Origin of the sequence: Aeromonas sp. s12 (assembly GCF_040907925.1) — a bacterium.
Lineage (GTDB): Bacteria > Pseudomonadota > Gammaproteobacteria > Enterobacterales > Aeromonadaceae > Aeromonas > Aeromonas veronii.
In genome coordinates this window covers 42356-62494 of the sequence record NZ_JBFOCT010000005.1, presented here as the reverse complement: position 1 = coordinate 62494, position 20139 = coordinate 42356, and the positions used below count along the sequence as shown (strand labels likewise).

Genomic DNA, 20139 nt, shown 5'->3' with positions numbered 1-20139 from the left:
AATTGCATTTCTCCTGTCAGAGTCATCTGTTTGACGGAGAATTCCATGGATCACCTGCTTTATATCGCCATGTCCGGGGCCAAAGAGACCATGAACAGCTTGGCTGTTCGCGGCAACAACCTCGCCAATGCCAATACCACCGGCTTCAAGTCCGATTTTGAGCAGGCCAGAAGCATGCAGGCGTTCGGAGAGGGCTTGCCAAGCCGGGTGTTTGCCATGGCTGAGCGCCCGGGTCAGAACCTGCAGCATGGCATGCTGATGACCACCGGACGGGATCTGGACGTGGCGGTGGATGGGCCGGGCTGGATTGCCGTGCAGGATCCCAAGGGGGGCGAGGCCTATACCCGCATGGGGAATCTGCAGGTCAATGCGACCGGCAATTTACAGACCTCGACTGGCCTGAATGTGGTGGATGACGGCGGTCAGCCAATCGTGTTGCCGATGCCGATGGAGAAACTCGAGATCAATCGGGATGGCACCATCAGCGGTCGTCCTGAGGGGGCTGCCGCCAACTTGCCGGAAGATTTTCAGCGGATCAAGTTGGTCAATCCGGCCGCCGATGCGGTGGAGAAGGGGCAAGATGGTCTGTTTCGCCGCAAGGATGGTCAGAATGAACCCGCCTCTGCCAACGTTGGCCTGATTGCCGGCTCCCTTGAGGGGAGCAACGTCAATGTGGTGGATGAGATGACCAACCTGATCCGGCTGCAACGTCAGTTCGAAACCCAGGTCAAAATCATGAAGACGGCCGAAGAGAATGATGAAGCTCAAACCCAACTGCTGCGAATCAGCTAATCAAGGAGTTACCTATGAATCCCGCACTCTGGATCAGCAAGACCGGGTTGGATGCACAGCAGACCAATATTTCGGTCACCTCGAACAACCTGGCGAACGCCAGCACCGTGGGCTTCAAAAAGTCACGGGCCATCTTTGAAGATCTGCTGTATCAAAACATCAATCAGCCCGGTGGCCGCTCCTCTGCCGATACCGAGCTCCCCTCCGGCCTGATGCTGGGGGCGGGTGCCAAGGTGGTGGCGACCCAGAAAAACCACAGCCAGGGCAACGTACAAACCACTGACAACTCGCTCGATTTGATGATCAGTGGTCGTGGCTACTTTGAAATTCAGCTGCCGGATGGTAGTGCGGCCTATACCCGCAACGGTCAGTTCACCCTCAACGATGAAGGGACCATAGTGACCCCGGGTAATGGCTACCCGCTGCAACCGGAAATCCAGATCCCGGAAAACGCTCAGAGCGTTACGGTGGGTGAAGATGGCCAGGTCTCGGTGCAGCTCAAGGGCGATGGCGCTTCTCAGGTTGTCGGTCAGATCAACATCTCCGACTTTGTCAACGCCAGCGGCTTGCAGCCGATGGGGGAGAACATGTTTGTCGAGACCCAATCCAGTGGTGCTGCCGCTCAGGGGACTGCCGGTGCCGATGGCTTGGGGGTGATCAAGCAGGGGATGCTGGAGACTTCCAACGTCAACGTGACCGAAGAGCTGGTGAACCTCATTCAGGCTCAGCGGGTCTACGAGATGAACTCCAAGGTGCTCTCCGCCGTGGACGGCATGATGTCCTTCCTGATCCAGCGTACCTAAATAGGAGGTGCATGATGAAAGCCGTATGGATGCTGGGATTGTTGGTGCTGGGAGGGTGTAGCAGCACTCCCAATACGCCCAAGCCTGATGATCCCGAGTTTTCCCCCGTCTACGGGGAGTCGGAGCCGGTGTCGGTGCGACCGACAGGGGCGATTTTCCAGCCGGATCAGGTCAATGGCATCTATTCGGATATCAAGGCACACAAGGTAGGCGACATCATTACCATCGAGTTGTCGGAGTCGACCTCCGCCTCGAAAAAGGCCAATACCCAGAGTGGCAAGAATAACAAGTTCAATCTGGATCCGGTCAAGTTGGGTGGCGTGCCCGTGACCGCCAGCCCCTATGATCTCTCAGCCTCCATTGCTCAAGACAGCGCGTTCAAGGGCCAGGCCAAGGCGGATCAGAGCAACAGCCTGCAGGGCAATATTTCGGTCAGCGTGGCCAAGGTACTGCCCAACGGCAATCTGGTGGTGCGCGGCGAGAAGTGGATCATGCTTAATAATGGCAATGAATATATCCGGATCACCGGCCTTATTCGCCCGGAGGACGTGACGTCTGATAACAGCGTTTCGTCCCAGAAAGTGGCCAATGCCCGCATTTACTACGGTGGTACCGGCGATCTGGCCAATAGCCAGGAGCAAGGGTGGCTTACCAGCTTTTTCAATGGTCCCTGGTGGCCGCTCTAGGAGATGTTATGAAGTCACTCCGTCTTGTCACACTACTCTGCTGTCTGCTGCCCTTGGGCGTGGCCAATGCGGCTCGGATCAAGGACATCAGCTCGGTTGAAGGGGTGCGTAACAACCAGCTGATTGGTTACGGTCTGGTGGTGGGGTTGCCCGGCACTGGAGAGAAGAACAACGCCTTCACCGAGCAGACCTTCCGTACCATGCTCAACAATTTTGGCATCAAGGTGCCGGACAACATCAAGCCCAAGATCAAGGATGTGGCTCCGGTGGCGATCCATGCCGACCTGCCCCCCTTCTCCAAGCCGGGCCAGACCATCGACGTGACGGTCTCTGCCATCGGCGAGGCCAAGAGCCTGCGGGGCGGCACTCTGCTGCAAAGCTTCCTGAAAGGGCTCGATGGGCGGGTCTATGCGGTCGCCCAGGGCAGTCTGGTGGTCGGTGGTCTGGGTGCAGAGGGGGCTGATGGTTCCAAGGTAGTGATCAATACCCCGACCGTCGGGCGGATTGCCAACGGTGCGACCGTGGAGCGGGAGGTGCCCAACTCCTTCAGTCAGGGTGACACCATCACCTTCAACCTTAACCGCCCCGACTTTACTACGGCGCGCCGTCTGGCCGATGTGGTCAACGATCTGGTGGGGCCCAATACCGCTCAGGCGCTCGATGCCACCTCGGTCAAGGTCTATGCCCCGCGGGATCCGGGTCAGCGCGTCTCCTATCTCGCCACCATCGAGAACCTGGAGGTGGATCCGGCCAATGAGGCGGCCAAGATCATCGTCAACTCCCGCACCGGCACCATAGTGATCGGCAGTCAGGTCAAGCTCAAACCGGCGGCCATCAGCCATGGCGGGTTGACGGTGACCATCGCCGAAAACCAGCAGGTCTCCCAGCCCAACCCGCTGGCAGGAGGAGAGACAACGGTGACCAACAACTCGACCATCAATGTCCAGCAGGAGCCGGGGCGGATGTTCAAGTTTGATACCGGTGCGACCCTGGACGATCTGGTCCGGGCGGTCAATCAGGTTGGGGTCGCCCCGGGTGATTTGATGGCCATCCTTGAGGCGCTGCAGCAGGCAGGCGCCATCGAAGGGCAACTGGTCATATTGTAACAAGCGGCAAGTGGTTGCCACGGGTGGCAATGAGGTAAGCAAAATGGCGGAGTTTGACAGCAACAGCGGCATGAATCTCGGGATGGTACAGGACATCAAGAACCTGGACCGTCTGCGCCAGATGAGCCAAAGCAAAGAGGGACAGGCCGAAGCGCTCAAGAGTGCGTCACGCCAGTTCGAGTCAATCTTTACCCAGATGCTGTTTCAGAGCATGCGTCAGGCCAACGGGGTGTTGACTCAGGACAACCCGATGAACAGCAGCTATACCCAGTTCTATGAAGGGATGCTGGATGAGCAGCGGGTTGCCGACATGTCCAGCAAGGGGGGGCTGGGATTGGCTGACATGGTGGCCAAACAGCTCTCTCCCGAGACCTTTACCCATCAGGATGGGCGAGTGCTCAAGATGCCGCAGCGCACCGAACGGACCTACAAACCCTATCAGCCACCCACGGCCGCAGCAGATGATTTGATCTCGGCATCAAAAGTTGGCAAAGATTTTGCTGAAAAAGAGATGACCGAGGGGGCAAAGGAGAGTCACGCACTCACTATGCCCCGTCGACCGCACCGCAGCATTCCGCCCATGGGGCGCATGGCCAGCGAAGAGGGCAGTGCCACCGGTAGTGGGGGCAAAGAGTTCGATACACCGGAAGAGTTCGTCAATCGCCTGATGCCGCTGGCCAAGAAAGCGGCCGACAAGCTGGGGTTAAGCCCGGCGGTACTGGTCGCCCAGGCGGCACTGGAGAGCGGTTGGGGCAAGCGGGTGATCAAGGATGGCGAGGGGCAGGTGACCCATAACCTGTTTGGCATCAAGGCCGATCCGCGCTGGGAAGGGCCAAAGGCTGTGGTCAGCACGCTCGAGTATGAGCAAGGCGTCGCCTCCCGCCAGAAAGCGGCATTTCGCTCCTATGAGTCGTTTGAAGAGAGCTTCAACGACTATGTGGACTTCCTCACTTCCGGCTCTCGCTACAAGGGAGCCCTGGCGAAGGTGGATAGTCCTGATCGCTACTTTGAGGCGCTGCAACAGGCGGGTTATGCCACCGACCCGCACTACGCCAGAAAATTGAAACAGGTATTGCGCAGTGATGCCATTGCCCAATACAACGAGATGGAGCTGTAACGTATGGCAAGCGACCTGCTTGGGATTGGTTCATCGGGCGTGCTGGCACAGCAACGCCTGCTGCAGACCACCAGTAACAACATAGTGAACGTCAATAGCCAGGGCTATGTGCGTGAGCGTACGCTGGTGTATACCAATACCATCGGTCTGGGGACCGGTGACATCAAGACCCAGCGGGTAATCAACGACTATATGCAGGGGGAGGTGCGCCGTGATACCTCCGCCTATCATGCCTCCCTGACCCATTATGAACAGTTGGCTGGCGTTGACAGCTTGCTTGGGGATACCAGCAACAGCGTGGGGGCGGCCATCACCTCCTACTTCAAGTCATTTCACTCTGCCAATGAATCGCCTGCCGAGATCGGTGGGCGCAAGGTGGTGATGACGGAGTTGAGTGGCATGGTCAACCGTTTTCATACCCTCTCGGCGCAGCTCGACAAGCAGAGCGATACCCTCAACACCCGCATTGAAGATGAAACCAAGCAGGTCAACAGCCTGCTCACCAGCATCAATGATCTTAATCAGGCCATCATCCGCACCCAGGGGTCACCCGAAGAGAACCTGATGCTGTTTGATCAGCGGGATGAGGCGATCCGCCAGCTGTCGGAGAAGATGGATATTCGCACCGTAGCCCAACCCAACGGCAGCATGCTGGTCAATATGAGCACTGGCCATTCGTTGATCCTCGATGGGGGCGTCGCCCAGTTCAAGGTGATTGCAGGAGATCCTGACTCCCGAGATCAGGAGCTGCAACTGACTCTGGGGGATAATCAGGCAACCATCGACCACGATACGTTTGGTGGCGCCATGGGCGGGCTGTTCAAGGCGCGTACCGACCTTGAGCCGACCAAGCGTGAACTGGGGCAGCTGGCCGTGGCGATGGCGGATGCGATGAACCAGCAGAACCGCCTCGGGATGGATCTGGATAACGAGATTGGCGGCGATATTTTCACCCTGCCTACCAGCAAGGGCTTACCCTACGGCAATAACACCGGGACGGTCGGGGCGAATGTCAGCTTCGTGCCGGGCAAGGGGACATCAGTGACCCCGTTTGATTACGAAGTGCAATTTAGCAGTGCCACTGGTTATGAGGTGTTTTCGCTGGACAAGTCTGGCAATCGTACCTTGATCACTGCGGGGGCTACCCCACCAACAACCTTTGAGCTGACCGGGCACGGGATCTCGATCGATCTCACCGGCACGCCAGCTGCGGGTGACAGACTGTTGCTGCAACCGACCAAAAGTGCGGCAGCCGGTCTGGGTCAGCTGATCACCCGACCGGAAGATTTGGCCCTGGCCTCTCCGCTTAAAGCGGAAAAGACCACCAATAATGGCGGCGGGGCTGATATCAAACTGGGTGGAGTATTCAATACAGGTGCGGGGTCAGGTTTTGGTACCAATAGTCTGAGCCCGACAGCGCCTCAGGTGGTCAAAATCGATGCTAGTGGTAACTATCAGGTGTTTCAAGCCGATGGTACTACTCTGATAGGTACGGCCCCTGCGAGCAGCAAGGGGCAGAATTTGATGGCTGCTTTGCAACTGCCACCCCCCACTGGTGGACCAGCTTATCCAAACCCGAAACAGGCGCCCGGCTACGAGTTCAGCATCACTGGAACGGTGGATGCCGGTGACAGCTTCAAGCTCAGTTACAACAGCAATGGCTTTGCCGATAACAGCAATGGCCTGGTTCTGGCCGAGCTGCAAAACAAGGATCTGGTGCGCAAGAGCACCAATGGTGGGACGACCAACGACAAGATGACCTTCAATCAGGCCTATTCCGGGTTGGTGATGGAAGTGGGTAACAATACCAGTCAGGCAAAAACGCTGCTCAAGGCCAATGAGTCCAAGCTTATCCAGAGCACCGGCATTTTTGAAAGCGTGTCTGGGGTCAATCTGGAGGAGGAGGCGGCCAATCTGATCCGCTTCCAGCAATCCTATGCGGCATCGGCGCAAATCGTCAGCACGGCCAAAACCATTTTCGATACACTGCTCTCTTCCGTGAGGTAACGTCATGCGCATCACCACCAACATGATCTACGACCGGAATATCTATTCCCTCAACAGTGCCAACGAGCGGTTGAATACTGCCTACCAACAGCTGCAAACCGGTAATAAATTTCAGACTGCCGGCGAAGATCCTGCGGGGATGAGTCAGAAGATGGCACTGACCAAGGAGATTGACCTGTTCAAGCAGTACAGTGTCAATGGCAGCTTGCTGGAAAACAGCCTGGGGCATGAGGAGACGGTATTAACGTCGATTAACAATGCGATGCTTAGTGCCCAGACCCTGATCCAGAAGTCAAATAATGGCGCTATCAGCATGGATGATCGCAAGGCCATCGCCAGCGAGCTGGAAGGGTTGCAGCAGCAGATGTTTGACCTGATGAATAGCAAAAACTCCTCGGGTGAATTTATATTTGGCGGTAATCAGAGCAAGACCCAGCCATATATCAAAGACGCTAACGGAAAATATATTTATCAGGGTGACCCTGGTCAGCGAAATATTCAGGTCTCACCCACAGTACAAATTGCTGCCAATGATTCCGGGCAGGATCTGTTTGAAATCGTGGCGACCAGAAGAACTGCCAGTGCAACCACCGCAAATATCACGGTCGGAGTCGGCGATCAGGGCAACTTTGATAATTTCTATAAGTCCAATTATAACTCTGCACTGCCCAGCAACACCTATACCGTATCAACTACCATAGGCCCGCCTGATACCTATGATATCAAGGATGCCGGTGGTACTACCCTGCAAACAGGTAACTACACTGCTGGCACCAAGATCCCCTTCAATGGTCTGGAGTTGACCCTTGATTTGCCTGCAGGTGGTGCGCCTCAGCAGTTTGACCTTAATCCACCAAAAAATGACAACGTGCTGAACGGGATGTCGGATTTTATTACCGCTTTGCGTGATCCCGCTATTACCGCTGACAACTTTGCGCTGGAAGTAGCCGATGCTACCGTCCATATGAAGAATGCTCGCCTGAATATCGATCATGGATTGGGGGAGTTGGGTGGCAGGATGAACAGTCTCGAGGCAGTCATGGATTCTAACGAGGGGTTGAGTACCCTCAACGCCGAGGCGAGAGCCAAGGTATCGGAAGCGGACCTCTATGAAGTGATTTCCGCGCTGTCAAAAGAGGATGCGGCATTGAGTGCCTCGCAACTCTCGTTCAGCAAAATAAGCCGTCTGACACTGTTTGACTATATTCGCTAATAAATAAGGGGCCCTTTGGGGCCTTTTCTTTTGTCCAGACTATGAAAATTGGTTTCGTGTCATCTCCTGCCAATTGTAACAAGCTGTTGCCGTTGCCAATTTAATGGTGGTTGCGGGGTTGACCTCCCAGCGGGATTGGATAATCATGCCGCCCGCACAACAGAGGGTTGTGCGAATTATTTGCAGCATCTCGTTAGGCGAGGCTCCTGTATAAACACAGGCCACTGATCTCACGACGTCCAGAGACGCCCAAGATCAGGACAGTTTTCATCGGATTAAGGTGTAAACCCAAGTGGCTTCCGGCATGCCGGATACGTTATACAGTGCTAAAGCTGGTACGTGGGGATGATGACACGCCGAACGGCGTCATTTCCTGCCTATTACTCGTCAATCAAATTGCTGTTTTCTTGTCGTTGCATCCGGCTATTTCCGGAGGCATTCAGGCTCGCCTGAAATCACATGAGGATATCTGTGATGAAGAAAACACATACCATTCTTAATCGTCACCAACTGCTCGATCTGGCCGCCCTGCAGGGTTGGCTGGAACATAATCTGGATCCGGTTCAGCGCGCCGATCAACTGCTGACCCTGCGTCCGGAAGAGCTCAACTGCATCTTTGATACCCTGCCAATCCCGCAAGGGGCCGAACTGCTTGGTTCACTCTCGGCCGAGAGTGCCGGGCGCCTGTTGCAGCGGCTCCATGGCAGCATTGTCAGCGTGTTGCAGGAGGCCATTCCCCGCCGTGATATGGTCGCCATCCTGCGCAAACTGAGTCGTCAGGATCGCACCATGTTGCTGGCTCGCTTCCCGACCCAGGCGCAGGCCATGTATTACTCCCTGCTGGATTGGCCCACCGAGTCGGTGGGGGCCAACATGCGCCACGAATATCTGGCGGTGCGGGAGGAGGACACGGTCGGTCACGCCAAACAGCTGATCCACGATGCTTGGGACAATGCCCAGCTGTTTCGCCATATCTATGTGGTCAACGGGGATGGTCGTCTGCAAGGGAGCCTCTCCCTCAAGACCTTGCTGATCGCTGACCCGCTGGCCAACGTCGCGACCCTGATGGATCGGGAGACGGTGCGGATCAACGCCCGTGCGGATCAGGAGTTGGCAGCGCGCCTGCTGATCGACCGCGACCTGTCGGTATTGCCTGTCGAGGATCAGGGGCGACTGGTCGGTATTTTCCACGTCGATGATGCGGCGGATATTCTGGAGCTCGAATCTACCGAGGATGCCGAGATGCAGGGGGGCTCATCACCGCTCGATACCCCTTACTTGCAGGCGACGCCCTGGCAGCTGTGGCGCAAACGGGTGGGCTGGCTGCTTATCCTGTTTGTGGCGGAAGCCTACACCGGCACCGTGCTGCGGGCATTCGAGGAGCAGCTGGAAGCCGCCATCGCGCTGGCCTTCTTCATTCCGCTCCTGATCGGTACTGGCGGTAACAGCGGCACCCAGATCACCACCACCATAGTACGTGCCATGGCGGTCGGGGAGGTGAGCCTGCGCAATCTCGGCACAGTGCTGAAAAAGGAGCTCTCCACCGGTCTGCTCATCTCGGGTGCCATTGCCATGGCGGCCTGGGTACGGGCATGGAGTCTCGGCGTCGGTCCCCAGATTGGCATGGTGGTGACCTTTACCATCATCGCCATCGTGCTCTGGAGTGCTACGGTCGCGTCCATTATTCCCATGGTGCTGCGCCGTTTCCGCATCGATCCGGCGGTGGTCTCTGCGCCATTCATCGCGACACTGGTGGATGGCACCGGCCTTATCATCTACTTCGAGATGGCCAAGTGGTTGTTGCCCGAGTTGCAGTAACCGGGAGATTGAGATGAAAAAGGCAGCCAGTGGGCTAATGCAAGTCAGTTAAGAGAATTTGAGTCCCAACCCGCAGGGGATAAGGGCTAAAGAGTGAGGGAGGCATGATGCCTCCCTCTTTTTATTGCATGCCAGTCAGGGCAAGGGTTGGAGCCAAATTGACTCTTTAACTATGGAATAGTTTTTGACATTCAACATTTTGAATATTTAGTCATAAAAATGCTTAACTGACTGGCATTAAGCCAGTGGGCTGCCTTTTGCATTTATCTTTCCGGTTTAGCCGAGCTGGAACAACAGTGGCCAGCCCTGCTCCTGGCAATAACGATGCTCCTTCTCCAGATTCTGCATCAGGAGACGGTTCTCTTCGCACCAGTCGATCGGCAGGGTCACGACCAACTGCTCCCCTTGTACCGCGACTTTCCACTCGGGCAGCAGGTCGTCCTGGCGCTTGTGGTGAGCGGCGACTGCGAGGCGCAGGATGCGGATGCAGCGCAGCACCGTCTGCATGTCGTGGTTGGGTAGGGGCGGCAGCTCGGAGAGCTTGAGCCCCTTGCGCTGAAATCGTACTAGCGCGGCCAGCAGTGCCTGATCGTCCTGGTTGAAGCCAGGCAGGTCGGTGTGTTGCAGGATATAGGCGGAGTGGCGGTGAATGCCGCTGTAGTTGATGGCAAGGCCAATTTCGTGCAGCCGGGCCGCCCAGCCGAGGATAGCGCGATAGGGCTCTATCTCCATCTGCCAGGGCTCTTGCAAGGCATCAAACAGCGTCAGCACGCTCTGCTCCACCCGGGCGGCTTGTTTGCGGTCCATCCGGTAGTGGGTACCGAGCGCCTGTGCGGTACGCTCGCGAATATCGTGGTGCTGCAAGCGCTCCTCGAACTCATACAGCAATCCTTCGCGCAGGGCGCCATCGGAGTAGTCGAGCCGCTCGATGGGCAGCGAGGTAAACAGCCCGAGCAGGATGGCGACCGCAGCGGCAAACACCTCCTGACGCTCCTCGGTAAGCCCGACCAGTTTGAGGTTATCCACTCGCTTGCGCTCAATCATCAGCGCCTTGAGCCGCTCCAGCCCCTCCAGCGTGATGCTGCCATCGGTCAGCCCCTCACCTTGCAGCACATCGCGCACGGTGCGAATCGAACCTGAGCTGCCAAGGCAGCTCTGCCAGCCCAGCTTGCGGTACTGGTTGACGATGGGGGCGAGCTGGTGCTGCGCCTCCAGCACGGCATTGGTGAAGTGCTTGTCGCTCAGCTTGCCGCTGGCGAAGAAGCTTTGGGTAAAGCTGACGCAGCCCATCTTACGACTGGTGAGGGCCTTGTGTTCAAACCCTTCACCGATGATGAGTTCGGTGCTGCCGCCGCCGATATCGATCACCAGTACCTGACCCTCGATATGCTGGGTATGGGCAACCCCCTGATAGATGAGCCGTGCTTCTTCCTGCCCGCTTATGATCTCGATGGGGTGGTTGAGCACCTTGGCTGCTTCACTCACAAATTCGCGGGCGTTGCTGGCGCGGCGCAGGGTATAGGTACCTGCGATGCGGATCTGATCCGGCTTGATATTGGTGAGGCGCTCGGCAAACAGCGACAGGCAGGCGAGGCCGCGTTCCATCGCCTCCGGGCTCATCCGTTTCTGCTCATCCATCCCTTCCGCCAGCCGCACTCGCTCCTTGATGCGATCGACGATGCGAAAACGCCCTTCGCTCAGATGGGCGATCACCATATGAAAACTGTTGGAGCCGAGATCCACGGCGGCATAGAGACTATTGTCCATTGTTTGACTCGATACGTTTGAGATAGTCGTAAATCGCCACCTGAGAGCGGATCTTGCGGCGGTTGCCCCGCTTCACATATTCGTTCTGCTGGTCGGCATCAATGACCCGCGCCTTGCAGGTATCACTCAGTTGTAGTTCGAGAATGTCCATGATGCGCTGCTTGAGGCGCTCGTCATAAATGGGGGTGCCCACCTCGATCCGGCCGTCGATATTGCGGCTCATCCAGTCGGCGCTTGAGATATAGAGCTGGGGGTTGCCCTTGTTGTGGAACACCATCACCCGCGGATGCTCGAGGAAGCGGTCGATGATGCTGATCACCTTGATATTGTCACTGAGGCCCGGCACACCTGGACGCAGGGCGCACATGCCACGGATGATCATCTGGATCGGCACCCCGGCCTGCCCGGCGGCATAGAGCCGGTTGATGAGATCCTTGTCCACCAGATTGTTGATCTTGAGGATGATGCCGCTCGGCTGGCCCGCCTTGGCGTTGGAGAGCTCGTTGTCGATGAGACGGTAGAGCTGACGGCGGCTGTTGATGGGGGAGACCAGCAGGTGGTTGAATTTGTAACGCTTATAGGGGTACTCGATGTATTCAAACACCCCTTCCACTTCGGCGGTGATATCCGGATTGCGGGTGAGCAGCGAGAAGTCGGTGTAGATCTTGGCGGTCTTCTCGTTGAAGTTGCCGGTACCGATATGGGCGTAGCGCACCGCCTCGCCATTTTCGTGGCGGGTGATGAGGCAGAGCTTGGAGTGGATCTTGAGGCTCGGCACCCCGAACACCACCTTGACCCCGGCATCGGTGAGAATATTGGCCCAGTCGATGTTGGCCGCTTCGTCGAAACGGGCGCGCAGCTCGACCACCACGGTCACCTTCTTGCCGTTGTTGGCGGCATCAATGAGGGAGTGGATGATGCGCGATTTTTTGGCCACCCGGTAGATATTGATGCGAATGGCGCTCACCGCCGGATCGAACGCCGCCTGGCGCACCAACTCGGTGAAGTGGTGGAACTTGTGATACGGGTAGTAGAGCAGGATATCCTGCTTGGTAATCGCATCGAAGGCGTTGACGAAGCCGTCAAAATCGCGGCAATCGAGGGCCGGCAGCTTGGGGTTTTCCAGATAGTCACGACCCACGTTGGGGAAGCCGATGAAATCCTTGAAGTTATGGTAACGCCCACCCGGCATGATGGCATCGTAGGAGCTGATCTGCAGCTTGAGCTTGAGGAAGCTAATCATGGCAGCGGGCATCTCCCGCTCGTAGACGAAGCGCACCGGCATGGCGGTGAGGCGCTGCTTCAAGCCGTCACTCATCTTGTCCACCAGGCTCAAGTCCAGCTGGTCGGAGAGATCGTATTCGGCATCCCGGGTCAGCTTCACCGCATAGGCGGCAATCTCGTCGTAGTCGAAGAAGCCCTTGAAGATCTCGTCGAGGCAGAAGCGGATGACGTTATCCAGAATGATGATCTGCTTCTTGCGGCGGGTCCCTTCCGGCGGCAGCTGGAAGAAGCGGGGCAGGTCGTCGGTCGGCACTTCCACCAGGGCGTACTGGATCACCTGACCGTTCTTCTTCATCTCGATGGCCAGATAGGTATACTCATCCTTGAGGAATTTGACCGGATTGACCTCCTTGTTGAGCAGGATCGGGATGATGTGACGCAGCACCTTCTCCTTGAAGAAGACCCGCAGCCACTTCTGAATGGCATCGGAGAGCTGATTCTCGTTGACCAGAAAGATGTTGTGGCGGGCCAGCGCAATCAACAGCTCTTTATAGGTGTTGTCGAACGCTTCACCGAGCGCCATCACTTTTTGCTGGATGGCGCGCAGCAGCACTTTCGCTTCATCGTCGCCACCATGTACTTCATTGATGAGGATGCGACGCTTGACGTCCGATACCCGTACCTTGAAGAACTCATCCTGGTTGGAGGAGAAGATCCCCAGAAAACGAACCCGCTCGATGAGGGGCACCGTCTTGTCCATTGCCTCTTGCAACACCCGTTCATTGAATGAGAGCCAGCTCAGCTCTTTCTCTTCATACTGCTTGTCGGTGCTCATCTTGTGCCTCTGTTTCAGGTCGCGTCTGCGCGGCAGTTATGGCGTTAATATATGACAAATAAATGACAGTATTGTTACTGCTCGCTGAACGCTTCGTCGATGTCGACCACCAGATCGTCGGAGAGGGATTCCAGTGCGGTGATCAGCGCATCCATCGCGAGCCCGTCGGGCAGGGCAACCAGCGCATGGGCATAGAAGAGCGGGGCGCCGGAGTGGGGAGCCGGTTCACAGCCAGTGGTGAGATCGGCCACGTTGATCTCGAGCTGGCGCAGGATGCTGGCTACTTCATGGACGATGCCGGGGCGGTCGTTGCCGGTCACCGTCATCATGACTTGATGGGCTGGCTCGGCGGTCGGTGTCCCTTCGGCAAAGCTGATGGTCAGACCCGGTAGCAGGGCCAGTGCTTCGCACAGGCTGCGATAGTGCTCATCGGGGACAGAGACATGGAGGATACCGGCAAACTGGCCCGCCAGTTCGCTCATGGCGCTGCCCAGCCAGTTGCCCTGCTCGCGGCTGATGACAGCTGCCAGACTTTCGACGATCCCGGGTTTGTCTGCACCGATCACGGTGACCACCAATTGCTTTTGCATCCTGCTCTCCTTGAAATGGGATTTCTTGCTCTATCCCTATTGTGCCTGCTGGGACTGGTCATATGAACCCCCGCCTGCTGACAAATAGATAAAAAGACGGGACTTTTCACTTTCTATACACGGGTCTGCTGCCTTGCTCCGTGGCGGCTGTGGTAAAGTAATTCCCCTTTCGTGTCGTGAACTGGATCGTGCTCTCATGAATACCCTTGTCCTATCGGGATTGTTGTTGCTGGCGCTGCTTGTGCTGGCGATCTTCTGGAGTAGAGGCAGACAGCAAAAGCGCCTGCCCTATGATATGCAGGAGACCCTGTTCAGTCCCGCCGAGCGATCCTTCCTCGGGGTGCTGGATCTGGCGGTGGGTGACAAGGCCCGGGTCCTTGCCAAGGTGCGGGTGGCCGATGTGCTGACGCCGCAGGCCGGGATCGGCAAAAGCAAATGGCAGCAGTACTTCAACAAGATCAGCGCCAAGCATTTCGACTATCTGCTTTGCCACCCCGCGGATCTCTCCTTTATCTGTGCCATCGAACTCGATGACAGCTCCCATCGTCACCAGAAGCGCAAGGCGCGGGATCTCTTTCTGAAAACCGCCTGCGACAGCGCCGGTCTGCCGTTGCTGCAGATCCCGGCAAGTGCCAGCTATCTGGTGGAAGAGCTGCGCGAACAGATCCTGCCGCTGCTGGTCAAAACCAGCGAACCATTGATCGACGATCTGCCGCACGGGGCGCGCCGTGAGCCGACGTTCAACCCTCTGCTGCTGGACGGCGTGGATGTCGGTGCCGGGATGCGTGGCCGCACTGCCCATGCCGAGGCCATCTCGCCTGCGTCGCTCCACGAGCCCGCCATTCAGGCCAAGGGGATGGTGGAGGCGCCACAGAGTGAGGGGGAGCTGGTCGATGGCTTGTTCGCCGATGTAGAGGATGATGAAGAGCACGAGGTGCACCACTGCCCTCGTTGTGATGCGCCGCTGGTGGAGCGGGAGGCGAAAAAAGGCCCCCACGCCGGTCGACTCTTTCTGGCTTGCAGCCGTTTCCCCGAGTGTCGTTACGCGGCGCCGCACCACCATAATCGCCACTGAGTGCTCTTCACCGTGTCCCATGCTGCCCTCTGAAGAGGGCAGTTTTCTTTCCGCCATTGGCGGCGTTTGTTAACGGCGCCAATGCAGAAAATTCCTCGGCAAAATTTATCTAATCTCCCGTTTCTGTCGATACACTTAGCCTGAATACGACAATTTTTGACAATGTGTCGGAATTTTGGCACTTTGTGTGCCAGCAAAAAGACAGTCGGTAGCTGTTTTATCATTAAATAAAACAATAAGTTAGTTCAGGACATCGCGAGGAATGGATATGGTGGAGATGGGCGTGTTGATTGTTGATGCCGATGCGCAGCGGCGCCAACAGTTGGGAACCGTGCTCTCGTTTATGGGGATCCCGTGGCAGGAGGTGGCACAAAGCGATCTGGATGTGGCCATCGAATCCTCCGGTCCGCTGCAAGGGGTGCTGGTGGGTGAGCTGACCGACCGTCCCTTGTCAGAGCTGCTGGCTGCCTTCCCCCGTACCCCCTTCCTCTCGCTGGTTGAGGCCGATCTGCCCAACAGCAACTTTATCGGGGTCGCGCTCTCGCCTTTTACCTATGAATCCCTCACCCGTCATCTGCACTTCTGTCAGGCGTTCGTCTCCTTGCATCCCCGTCAGCAGACCCATGACAAGGGGCAGGCCCTGCTGCGCTTGCTGGTGGGTAAAGGGAAGGGGATCCAGGAGGTACGCCGCCTCATCAGCCAGGTGGCCGAGACCGATGCCAACGTGCTGATCCTTGGGGAGTCCGGCACTGGTAAAGAGGTGGTGGCTCGCGCCATCCACGAACTCTCTTCCCGCAGCAGTGGCCCCTTCGTGCCCATCAACTGCGGCGCTATTCCGGCCGAATTGCTGGAGAGCGAACTGTTTGGCCACGAGAAGGGGGCGTTTACCGGCGCCATCGCGGCTCGTCGCGGTCGCTTCGAGCTGGCGCAGGGGGGCACCCTGTTCCTCGACGAGATCGGCGATATGCCGATGCCGATGCAGGTCAAACTGCTGCGGGTGTTGCAGGAGCGGTTGTTCGACAGGGTTGGTGGCGGCAAGCCCATTCAGGCCGATGTGCGCATCATAGCGGCGACCCACCGGGATCTGGAGGCGATGATCCGCACTCAGGGTTTCCGCGAAGATCTCTACTACCGCCTCAACGTTTTCCCCATAGAGACGCCGCCGCTGCGGGATCGCATCGATGACATCCCGCTGCTGCTGCAGGAGCTGCTCAACCGCCATGCCGAGCAGCACCACGGCTTTATCCGGCTGACCCAGCGGGCGCTGGAGTCGCTGATGCAGTACCCCTGGCCCGGCAACGTGCGCGAGCTCTCTAACCTGCTGGAGCGACTGCTGATCCTCTACCCGCACCAGATCGTCGATGTGGCCGATCTGCCGAGCCGTTATCGTCTGCTGCCGAGCGAGCCGCGGGATGAGCGGCTGACCGAGATGGATGAGCGGGATGCACTGGCGGCGGTGTTTCAGGATCCGCCCGAGCTGGATCACTCCCTCGCCTCTGCCCGTACCATGCAGTTGCCGGAGGAGGGGGTCAACCTCAAAGAGATGCTGGCCGACCTCGAAGTGGAGCTGATCCGTCAGGCGCTGGAGTCTCAGGACGGGGTGGTGGCCCGCGCCGCCGATCTGCTCGGTATGCGCCGTACCACTTTGGTGGAGAAGATGAAAAAGTACGGGATGAGCAAGGACGTCTGAGGGTCAAAGCCTTGACGCTAATGCGCAATTCATTGTTTTAATTCATATAATTTAGTGGCATGGAAATTGAATAACCTGACCCAATAGCCAGTTTGAGGTCAGGTTTATGACAATCCAGCAGCAGGACATGCCACTCCAGTCCCACGAAGTGAGCCAGCTCTATGCCATCTTCAAGGCGCTCCCCACCGGGGTGTTGCTGCTTGACGGGGCAGGGGTGGTCACCCGCGCGAATCCGGCGGCCATCTCCCTGCTGGGGGAGCCGCTGGAAGGGGAGCTCTGGCGCCACATCATTGCCCGCTGCTTTGAGCCGCGGGAGGATGATGGCCACGAGATCTCCTTGCGCGACGGGCGCCGGGTCCAGCTCTCGACCCAACCGCTGCCGGATCAGCCCGGTCAGCTGGTCTTTATCAATGACCTGACCGAAACCCGTAAACTGCAAGACCGCATCAACCACATGAAGCGACTGTCGGCGCTGGGCAATATGGCGGCCTCGCTTGCCCACCAGATCCGCACGCCGCTCTCCGCTGCCATGCTCTATGCCGCCAACCTGGCCAACCGCACCCTCAAGCCGGAATCTCGCACTCAGTTTCAGCAAAAGCTGATGGCCCGTTTGCAGGATCTGGAGAAGCAGATCAACGACATCCTGCTGTTCGCCCGCAATGGCGACAATCAGGTGGTCACCCCCATCTCGGTACAAGGGCTGCTGGCCGAAGTGCAGGCCGGAGCCGAGGCTTTTTGCCAGCAGCAGGGCTGCGAGCTGCACATGGAGGCGCCGGAGCCCGATCTCTGTCTGCTGGCCAACAGCAGTGCGCTGGCGGGGGCCATCAACAACCTGATTGCCAATGCCCAGCAGGCAGGGGCCACGTCACTCTTGGTCAGCGCGGTGCGCAGCGGTGCCCGGGTGGAGATGCGGGTCATCGATAATGGCAAGGGGATCCCTTCCCATCAGCTCGGTCAGGTATTCGAACCCTTCTTTACCACTCGCTCCCAGGGCACAGGTCTCGGTCTTGCGGTGGTGCAATCTGTAGTGCGTGCCCATCAGGGGGAGGTCGGTGTGGCCTCGGTTCCCGGTGAAGGCACCTGCTTTACTCTGTCGTTCCCCCTGCACCAGCAACCGGTGCAGCTTGGAGGTGTAGCATGACACAGGCCAGGATCCTGGTAGTTGAAGATGACAATGGCCTGCGCGAAGCGCTGGTGGATACCCTGTTGCTCGGCGGTTATGAGTGCCGTGAAGCGGACAGCGGCGAGCGGGCTCTGCTGGCCCTCTCCCGTCAGCCGTTTGACATGGTGATCTCCGATATCCAGATGGGGGGGATGGACGGTCTCACCTTGCTGGCCACCATCCGCCAGCAATATCCGCAGATCCCTGTGCTGCTGATGACCGCCTACGCCAACATCGACGGCGCGGTGCGCGCCATGCGTGAAGGGGCCATCGACTATCTGGCCAAGCCATTTTCGCCGGAGGTGCTGCTCAATCAGGTCAGCCGCTATGTGCCCGCCCAAAAGGTGGAGAAGCGCGCCGTGGTCTACGGGGATCCCAAAACTGCCGAGCTGTTCCAGCTGGCGACCCGGGTGGCCAGAAGTGAAGCGACCGTGATGGTGACCGGCCCGAGCGGAACGGGTAAAGAGGTGCTGGCCCGTTACATTCACGACAATTCCAGCCGCGCCGAGCAGCCTTTCGTCGCCATCAACTGCGCCGCCATTCCGGAAAACATGTTGGAGGCGACCCTGTTTGGCTACGAGAAGGGGGCTTTCACCGGTGCGGTGCAGGGGTGCCCGGGCAAGTTCGAGCAGGCGCAGGGGGGCACCCTGCTGCTCGACGAGATCACCGAGATGGATCAGGGGCTGCAAGCCAAATTGCTGCGGGTGTTGCAGGAGAAAGAGGTGGAGCGGCTCGGCAGTCGCAAGATGATCCCGCTGGATGTGCGGGTCATCGCCACCAGCAACCGGGATTTGAAAAAAGCGGTGCAGGATGGCCTGTTTCGCGAAGATCTCTACTATCGCCTCAATGTCTTCCCGCTGCGCTGGTCTGCCCTGTGCGAGCGGCCCGGCGACATTCTGCCGCTGGCGGAACATCTGCTGGCGCTTCATGCCAGTCAGCAGGGGCTGCCGACACCACAGTTGACGGATGCCTCGCGGGAACGGCTGCTGGCTCACCCCTGGCCCGGCAACGTGCGGGAGCTGGACAACGTGGTACAGCGTGCCCTGATCCTCAGCCCCGACGGGGTCATTGATTGTGACCACCTCATTCTGGAGGAGCTGGACGAGCAGGAGATGGAGTTTGTCAGCGTGGAGCGCAGCTATGGTGGCGATCGCCTCGGCAGCGAGCTCAAGCAGCAGGAGCACCAGATCATTCTCGACACCCTGCAAGATTGTAACGGCAGCCGCAAGGCGGTGGCCGATCGGCTCGGCATCAGCCCGCGCACCCTGCGCTACAAGCTGGCCCAGATGCGGGAGGCGGGGATCGATCTGCCAGCCTGAGGCCGGGAGGGAAACCGCACTGTGTGGGGGCTGTCATGGTCTTGACGGCCCGGCTCGATTATCATGGGGTCCTTGGCGCTTTGAGCCTGGGCCCTGTTTTTATTGGTAAAGCAGGGGACCGAGCCTTAATAAGGGACCCCTATGATCTCTCATCGAAAACTCGAAACCGTACTGAACCATCTGCTCGAACCGCACGCCATCAAGGATTACTGCCCTAACGGCCTGCAAGTGGAGGGTCGCGAGCGCATTCGCAAGGTAGTGACCGGTGTCACCGCCAGTCAGGCGCTTATCGACGCCGCCGTGGCTGCCGAGGCCGATGCCATTCTGGTCCATCACGGCTACTTCTGGAGCGGTGAACCGGCCCAGATCACCGGCATGAAGCAGCGTCGGCTCAAGACCCTGCTGACCCACGATATCAACCTGTTTGCCTACCATTTGCCGCTGGATGTCCATCCTGAGGTGGGTAACAACGCCCAGCTTGCCAAGCTGCTCGACATCAAGGTGCGTCGCGGTCTGGAGCCGTGGAACAGCAAGAGCGTCGCCATGGTGGGCAAGCTGGAAGAGCCGATGAGCGGCCGCGATTTTGCCAAGCTGATTGCCGAGCGCCTTGGTCGCGAACCACTCTATTGTGGCGACAGCGGCCCCGAGCTTATCCGTTCCGTGGCCTGGTGCACCGGCGGCGGTCAGAGCTACATCAATCTGGCGGCGGAGCAGGGCATCGATGCCTTTATCTCCGGCGAAGCCTCCGAGCAGACCATTCACACCGCTCGCGAGATGGGGATGCACTTCTACGCCGCGGGCCATCACGCCACCGAGCGTTACGGCGTCAAGGCGCTGGGGGAGTGGCTGGCGACCGTGCACGGGCTGGATGTGACCTTTATTGATATCGACAATCCGGTGTAGGGTCGCTTGGCCGCGTAGCGGCGTCATCGGAC

The 20139-nt window shown here is 58.2% G+C and carries 16 protein-coding genes and 1 riboswitch; of the genes, 13 read left to right on the top strand and 3 right to left on the bottom strand.

All coding sequences use genetic code 11. The features are described 5' to 3' along the window. Positions 1 to 45 precede the first annotated feature (45 nt). The 8 genes from flgF (at position 46) to mgtE (ending at position 9542) form a co-directional block, all read left to right on the top strand. On the top strand, positions 46 to 792 hold the full coding sequence (flgF, locus tag AB5Y67_RS01150; RefSeq protein ID WP_005334159.1) for a flagellar basal-body rod protein FlgF: 747 nt from the start codon (positions 46 to 48) through the stop codon (positions 790 to 792). 14 nt (positions 793 to 806) lie between these two features. Continuing rightward, the gene (gene flgG, locus AB5Y67_RS01145; protein ID WP_005334158.1) at positions 807 to 1595 is read left to right on the top strand and encodes a flagellar basal-body rod protein FlgG; all 789 of its coding nucleotides are present in this window, start codon (positions 807 to 809) and stop codon (positions 1593 to 1595) included. A gap of 14 nt (positions 1596 to 1609) precedes the next feature. Then, a complete protein-coding gene (flgH, locus tag AB5Y67_RS01140; RefSeq protein ID WP_005350662.1) occupies positions 1610 to 2281 on the top strand; it encodes a flagellar basal body L-ring protein FlgH in 672 nt (223 codons plus the stop codon). Positions 2282 to 2289: 8 nt separating this feature from the next. Further along, on the top strand, positions 2290 to 3387 hold the full coding sequence (locus AB5Y67_RS01135) for a flagellar basal body P-ring protein FlgI (RefSeq protein WP_005350664.1): 1098 nt from the start codon (positions 2290 to 2292) through the stop codon (positions 3385 to 3387). A gap of 43 nt (positions 3388 to 3430) precedes the next feature. Beyond that, positions 3431 to 4504, top strand: coding sequence for a flagellar assembly peptidoglycan hydrolase FlgJ (flgJ, locus tag AB5Y67_RS01130; protein ID WP_150388822.1), 1074 nt, complete (start codon positions 3431 to 3433; stop codon positions 4502 to 4504). 3 nt (positions 4505 to 4507) lie between these two features. Further along, positions 4508 to 6511, top strand: coding sequence for a flagellar hook-associated protein FlgK (gene flgK / locus AB5Y67_RS01125; RefSeq protein WP_047437647.1), 2004 nt, complete (start codon positions 4508 to 4510; stop codon positions 6509 to 6511). 4 nt (positions 6512 to 6515) lie between these two features. Then, positions 6516 to 7724, top strand: coding sequence for a flagellar hook-associated protein FlgL (gene flgL / locus AB5Y67_RS01120; protein WP_199428055.1), 1209 nt, complete (start codon positions 6516 to 6518; stop codon positions 7722 to 7724). A 182-nt stretch (positions 7725 to 7906) separates the two neighbouring features. Next, positions 7907 to 8076, top strand: a riboswitch (M-box (ykoK) riboswitch). Positions 8077 to 8198: 122 nt separating this feature from the next. Beyond that, on the top strand, positions 8199 to 9542 hold the full coding sequence (mgtE, locus tag AB5Y67_RS01115; protein WP_043823337.1) for a magnesium transporter: 1344 nt from the start codon (positions 8199 to 8201) through the stop codon (positions 9540 to 9542). A gap of 276 nt (positions 9543 to 9818) precedes the next feature. Here the strand turns inward: mgtE and ppx are convergent, their stop codons facing one another. From ppx to AB5Y67_RS01100, 3 genes are all read right to left on the bottom strand, one after another. Then, entirely contained in the window at positions 9819 to 11309 is a 1491-nt protein-coding gene (ppx, locus tag AB5Y67_RS01110; RefSeq protein WP_150388824.1) for an exopolyphosphatase, read from the bottom strand. Beyond that, on the bottom strand, positions 11299 to 13368 hold the full coding sequence (gene ppk1 / locus AB5Y67_RS01105) for a polyphosphate kinase 1 (protein ID WP_005350671.1): 2070 nt from the start codon (positions 13366 to 13368) through the stop codon (positions 11299 to 11301). Before ppk1 ends, ppx begins: the two co-directional genes overlap by 11 nt. Positions 13369 to 13442: 74 nt before the next feature. Beyond that, positions 13443 to 13958, bottom strand: a complete 516-nt coding sequence (locus tag AB5Y67_RS01100; protein WP_139494531.1) for a glycine cleavage system protein R — start codon at positions 13956 to 13958, stop codon at positions 13443 to 13445. Between the two features lie 196 nt (positions 13959 to 14154). On the opposite strand from AB5Y67_RS01100, the gene AB5Y67_RS01095 reads away from it, so the two are divergent. From AB5Y67_RS01095 to AB5Y67_RS01075, 5 genes are all read left to right on the top strand, one after another. Beyond that, positions 14155 to 15033, top strand: coding sequence for a DUF2726 domain-containing protein (locus tag AB5Y67_RS01095; protein ID WP_139494532.1), 879 nt, complete (start codon positions 14155 to 14157; stop codon positions 15031 to 15033). Between the two features lie 268 nt (positions 15034 to 15301). Then, on the top strand, positions 15302 to 16723 hold the full coding sequence (locus AB5Y67_RS01090; RefSeq protein ID WP_005350678.1) for a sigma-54 dependent transcriptional regulator: 1422 nt from the start codon (positions 15302 to 15304) through the stop codon (positions 16721 to 16723). Between the two features lie 106 nt (positions 16724 to 16829). Next, positions 16830 to 17864 (top strand): PAS domain-containing sensor histidine kinase, encoded by a 1035-nt coding sequence (locus AB5Y67_RS01085; protein WP_005334126.1) that lies wholly within the window; start codon positions 16830 to 16832, stop codon positions 17862 to 17864. Further along, positions 17861 to 19204 (top strand): sigma-54 dependent transcriptional regulator, encoded by a 1344-nt coding sequence (locus AB5Y67_RS01080; protein ID WP_021231049.1) that lies wholly within the window; start codon positions 17861 to 17863, stop codon positions 19202 to 19204. The genes AB5Y67_RS01085 and AB5Y67_RS01080 overlap by 4 nt, the downstream gene beginning before the upstream one ends. Before the next feature lie 141 nt (positions 19205 to 19345). Then, positions 19346 to 20107, top strand: coding sequence for a Nif3-like dinuclear metal center hexameric protein (locus tag AB5Y67_RS01075; RefSeq protein WP_106843152.1), 762 nt, complete (start codon positions 19346 to 19348; stop codon positions 20105 to 20107). The last annotated feature ends 32 nt before the right edge of the window (positions 20108 to 20139 follow it).

Excerpts from the sequence above, each read along its gene's own strand:
- flgF (WP_005334159.1), top strand. The coding sequence starts at position 46 with ATGGATCACCTGCTTTATATCGCCATGTCCGGGGCCAAAGAGACCATG.
- flgG (WP_005334158.1), top strand. The coding sequence starts at position 807 with ATGAATCCCGCACTCTGGATCAGCAAGACCGGGTTGGATGCACAGCAG.
- flgH (WP_005350662.1), top strand. The coding sequence starts at position 1,610 with ATGAAAGCCGTATGGATGCTGGGATTGTTGGTGCTGGGAGGGTGTAGC.
- AB5Y67_RS01135 (WP_005350664.1), top strand. The coding sequence starts at position 2,290 with ATGAAGTCACTCCGTCTTGTCACACTACTCTGCTGTCTGCTGCCCTTG.
- flgJ (WP_150388822.1), top strand. The coding sequence starts at position 3,431 with ATGGCGGAGTTTGACAGCAACAGCGGCATGAATCTCGGGATGGTACAG.
- flgK (WP_047437647.1), top strand. The coding sequence starts at position 4,508 with ATGGCAAGCGACCTGCTTGGGATTGGTTCATCGGGCGTGCTGGCACAG.
- flgL (WP_199428055.1), top strand. The coding sequence starts at position 6,516 with ATGCGCATCACCACCAACATGATCTACGACCGGAATATCTATTCCCTC.
- mgtE (WP_043823337.1), top strand. The coding sequence starts at position 8,199 with ATGAAGAAAACACATACCATTCTTAATCGTCACCAACTGCTCGATCTG.
- ppx (WP_150388824.1), bottom strand. The coding sequence starts at position 11,309 with ATGGACAATAGTCTCTATGCCGCCGTGGATCTCGGCTCCAACAGTTTT.
- ppk1 (WP_005350671.1), bottom strand. The coding sequence starts at position 13,368 with ATGAGCACCGACAAGCAGTATGAAGAGAAAGAGCTGAGCTGGCTCTCA.
- AB5Y67_RS01100 (WP_139494531.1), bottom strand. The coding sequence starts at position 13,958 with ATGCAAAAGCAATTGGTGGTCACCGTGATCGGTGCAGACAAACCCGGG.
- AB5Y67_RS01095 (WP_139494532.1), top strand. The coding sequence starts at position 14,155 with ATGAATACCCTTGTCCTATCGGGATTGTTGTTGCTGGCGCTGCTTGTG.
- AB5Y67_RS01090 (WP_005350678.1), top strand. The coding sequence starts at position 15,302 with ATGGTGGAGATGGGCGTGTTGATTGTTGATGCCGATGCGCAGCGGCGC.
- AB5Y67_RS01085 (WP_005334126.1), top strand. The coding sequence starts at position 16,830 with ATGACAATCCAGCAGCAGGACATGCCACTCCAGTCCCACGAAGTGAGC.
- AB5Y67_RS01080 (WP_021231049.1), top strand. The coding sequence starts at position 17,861 with ATGACACAGGCCAGGATCCTGGTAGTTGAAGATGACAATGGCCTGCGC.
- AB5Y67_RS01075 (WP_106843152.1), top strand. The coding sequence starts at position 19,346 with ATGATCTCTCATCGAAAACTCGAAACCGTACTGAACCATCTGCTCGAA.